The 3,877-nt window shown below is 65.4% G+C and carries 3 protein-coding genes; 2 read left to right on the forward strand and 1 reads right to left on the reverse strand.

Features of this window, described 5'->3' with window-relative positions; translation table 11 throughout:
• Positions 1-67 precede the first annotated feature (67 nt).
• Entirely contained in the window at positions 68-1,540 is a 1,473-nt protein-coding gene (locus tag QMX78_RS20545; protein ID WP_282273127.1) for a leucyl aminopeptidase, read from the reverse strand.
• 105 nt (positions 1,541-1,645) lie between these two features.
• Between QMX78_RS20545 and lptF the strand changes: the two genes are divergently transcribed.
• Positions 1,646-2,731 carry an LPS export ABC transporter permease LptF gene (lptF, locus tag QMX78_RS20550; protein WP_282273131.1) on the forward strand — a complete coding sequence of 362 codons (1,086 nt, stop codon included), beginning with the start codon at positions 1,646-1,648 and terminating at the stop codon, positions 2,729-2,731.
• Positions 2,728-3,834 carry an LPS export ABC transporter permease LptG gene (gene lptG, locus QMX78_RS20555; RefSeq protein WP_282273132.1) on the forward strand — a complete coding sequence of 369 codons (1,107 nt, stop codon included), beginning with the start codon at positions 2,728-2,730 and terminating at the stop codon, positions 3,832-3,834. Before lptF ends, lptG begins: the two co-directional genes overlap by 4 nt.
• Positions 3,835-3,877 lie beyond the last annotated feature (43 nt).

A 3,877-nucleotide genomic window follows, 5' to 3' on the forward strand; every position in this document is an offset into this window, starting at 1 on the left:
GGTTTTGCCGGGGTCAAAACCCGACTCTGACCCCGGTTTTCCAACCCCGGCTTTGTCCAGGACTTACTTAGGCAACGCGGTCCAGCAGCCACTGGGTCAGCAGGCCGACCGGGCGACCGGTGGCCATGCCGCGCTTGCCTTCATCGCTGGCGACGCCGGCGATATCCAGGTGCGCCCAGCGCTGGCCTTCGGTGAAGCGCGACAGGAAGCAGCCAGCGGTGATGGCACCGGCCCAACGGCCGCCGATGTTGTAGACGTCGGCGAAGCTGGAATCCAGCATGCCCTGGTACTCATCCCACAACGGCAGGCGCCAGGCGCGGTCGAACACGTTTTCGCCAGCGGCGGTCAGTTCGTTGGCCAGGTCGTCGTGCTTGCTCATCAGGCCGGCGGTCTGGTGGCCCAGGGCCACCATGCAGGCGCCGGTCAGCGTGGCAACGTCGATCAGTGCGGCCGGCTCGAAGCGCTGCGCATAGGTCAGCGCGTCACACAGGATCAGACGGCCTTCGGCGTCGGTATTGCCCACTTCGATGGTCTTGCCGGACATCGAGGTGATCACGTCGGACGGACGGTAGGCGTTGCCGTCGATGGCGTTCTCCACTGCCGGGACGACCACCACCAGGTTCAACGGCAATTTGGCCTTGACCGTGGCGACGAAGGTGCCGATGACGTTGGCGCCACCGCACATGTCGTACTTCATTTCCTCGATGCCACCCTGGGTCTTCAGGTTGACGCCGCCGGTGTCGAAAGTGATGCCCTTGCCGACCAGCACGTAGGGCTTGGCGTCACCGCCATTGCTCCACTTCAGCACCACCAGCTTGGGGCGGTTGGCCGAGCCACGGGCGACGGCCAACAGCGAGCCCATGCCCAGCGCTTCCATCTGCGCCTCGTCCAGGATCTCGGCTTCGGCGCCGTCGTGCTCGGCGGCGAACTTGACCGAGGATTCGGCCAGATAGGCCGGGGTGCAGTAGTTCGGTGGCAGGTTGCCCAGCTCGCGGGCGTATTCCACGCCGGCGGCAATGGCCTGGCCCTGCAGCAGCGCGGTTTCGTCGCTGCTGGCGATGGCCAGCGACTCCAGGCCCGGGGCTTCCGGCTTCTTCTTGCCCAAGGTGGCGGTGTAGCGGTAGCTGGCGTGATTGGCGGTGATCACCGCCTGACGGACATTCCAGGCGGCATCGCGACCGCCCACTTCCAGCTCGTTCAGGGTGAACAGCGCGCTGCGGGTATTGCCGCTCTTCAGGGCGCGGGCGGCGTCGCCGGCAGCCTTCAGGTACTGCACCACGCCAAACTTGGCCGGGTCGCCCAGGCCAACCACCAGCACGCGGGCGGCGCTGACGCCAGCCAGATCGTGCAGCAGGGTGGTGTTGCCGGTCTTGCCGCCAACATCGCCGCGCTCGATCAGGGCGGCCAGGCGGCCGCCAGACGCTGCGTCCAGGGCCTGTGCGGCCGGGGTCAGCGACTTGTCAGAGAAGGCGCCAACAATGACGCAATCCACCTCGGCGGAGACCGGGGCGGCGTGGTTCAGGGTGAATTCCAGAGACATTGATCAGATTCCGTTGCCAAATCCGTACAATCGCAGGCTGTATACGCAAGGCCATCGAGGCCGGGCGTTCTGCGGACTAAACCGAGAGTTTAAACCACCGACCCTATGGCGAAGCTTGACCGCTACCTTCTGAGTGACTTCCTCCAGAGTTTTCTGGCCACTTTGACCGTACTTCTGGTAGTCAGCATGGGCGGTGTGCTGGTCGATATCCTCGGCCGGATCGCCGATGGCCGCATCCCGGCCGGCCTGATGCTGTCCCAGCTGGGCCTGCAATTCATCGTCTACCTGCCCATCATCCTGCCCCTGGCGCTGATGCTGGGGCTGGCCCTGTCGATCGCGCGGCTGTACCGCGATTCAGAAATGGCGGTGCTGACCGGTGTTGGCGTCGGTCCCAAGCGCCTGCTCAAGCCGATCCTGCTGTTGACGGTGCCGGTGGTGGCGCTGGTTGCGGCCTGCTCGCTGTGGTTGGGGCCCTGGGCCGACCGCAACGCCGAGCGGATGTTGCAGGAGGCCAGCCGCAGCATGGTCGTGGCCGGGCTGGAGCCGGGCCAGTTCACTCCGTTGGCCGGTGGCGGCATTGTCTACCTGTCGTCTTTGACGGGCGACGGCACCAAGATGGGCAAGGTGTTCATGCAGCGTTACAAGGAAGGGCGTATCGACGTGGTATCGGCAAACAGCGGCGCGATGTTCTTCGAAGGCGAACGCCAGCGCTACCTGCGCCTGGAGGATGGCTACCGGGTCGAAGGCCCGGAGAGCGGAACCCTGGACTACCGGCTGATGCGCTATGCGCGCAATGAAGTTGCCTTGCCGGACCGCGAGGAAGTGCGCGACCAGAATGACCCGGAAATGCTGACCACCGGCCAGTTGCTCGGCGATGACCGGCCGGAAGCCAAGGCCCAGTTGCACTGGCGCATCACCCCGCCGCTGCTGGCGCTGACATTTGCCCTGCTGACCCTGCCGCTGGCGCGCAGCGCGCCGCGCCAGCAGCGTTATGGCCGCATCATGGTCGCGTTCCTCGCCTACACCGTGGGCGTGAGCCTGAGCATTCTCGGCCGCCAGTGGCTGGCTGCGGGCAAGCTGCCGGTCGATGCCGGTATGTGGTGGCTGACCCTGCCGTTGCTGCTGTTGGCGGTGTGGCTGTATTTCCGTGATGGGCGCTTGAGCCGCCGCCGCGCGGGAGCAAAGGCATGAGGTTGCTGCCGCGGATTCATGACGTCTATGTAGGCCGTACCGTGCTGCTCACGGTGCTGGTGGTGTGGATGGTGCTGCTGGGCCTGGACGCGATCATGGCCTTGTCCGGCGAGGCCGGGAAGATCGGCCAGGGCCATTACAGTTTCGGCCATGCCTTGGCGTGGGTGGCATATACCCTGCCGCGTCGTGCCTACACGCTGTTTCCGATGGCTGCGGTGATTGGCGCGCTGATGGGCCTGGGCCAGCTGGCGGCGACCTCCGAGTTGACCGCGCTGCGGGCGATTGGCCTGTCGCGGCGGCGGATTGCGGTATCGGTGGCGATTGCGTTGTCGCTGCTGACCGCGTTGATGGTGGTCAATGGCGAAACCCTGGCGCCCTGGGCACAGGGCCGCGCCGATGCCTTGAAGGCCAGCGCCCGTTTCAATACCGATATGGCCACGGCCCGCTATTCGGGCTTGTGGGCGCGTGAAGGCGATACGTTCCTCAATGCGCTGACCGGTGAAGAGCAGCTCAGCGCCGACGGTCAGTCGACCTTGCTGCTGCATGACGTGCGCCTGTACCAGCTGGGCGAAGACGGGCGCCTGCTGAGCCTGACCTATGCCAAGACCGCACGTCACGACAGCCAGGGCTGGGTGTTGGAAGGCGTGCGCCGCGATACCTTCGGCGAACGCTCGGTCGCGCGTCAGGAGCTGCCCAGCGAGAAGTGGGCCTCGCAGTTGGATGCCTCTGCGTTGGCTTCTGGCCTGGCCAAGCCGCGCAACCTCGGTGTTGGCGAACTCAAGACCAGCATCGATTACCGCAAGCGCAATGGCCTGGATGCGCGTGAGTACGAAGACACCTACTGGGGGCGCTGGTTCTACCCCTTGAATGTGCTGGCACTGTGCTTGGCCGCGGTGCCGTTTGCGTTTGGTTCGCTGCGCAGCGGCGGCATGGGCAAGCGCCTGTTCCTGGGCATGCTGTTCGCGCTGGGTTTCCTGCTGTTGCAGATGTTCTTCGGGCGCATGGCTGGCGCGCTGAAGTTTGATTACCGCATCGCCTATGCCTTGCCGCCGTTGCTGATGCTGGGTATCTCCGCCTGGTTGTCACGACGACGGGTAGGATGATTCGTGTAGTGCCGAGCCGTGCTCGGCAGGGGCTCTACCGGCA

Source organism: Stenotrophomonas sp. PS02298, from assembly GCF_029959445.1.
GTDB lineage: Bacteria > Pseudomonadota > Gammaproteobacteria > Xanthomonadales > Xanthomonadaceae > Stenotrophomonas.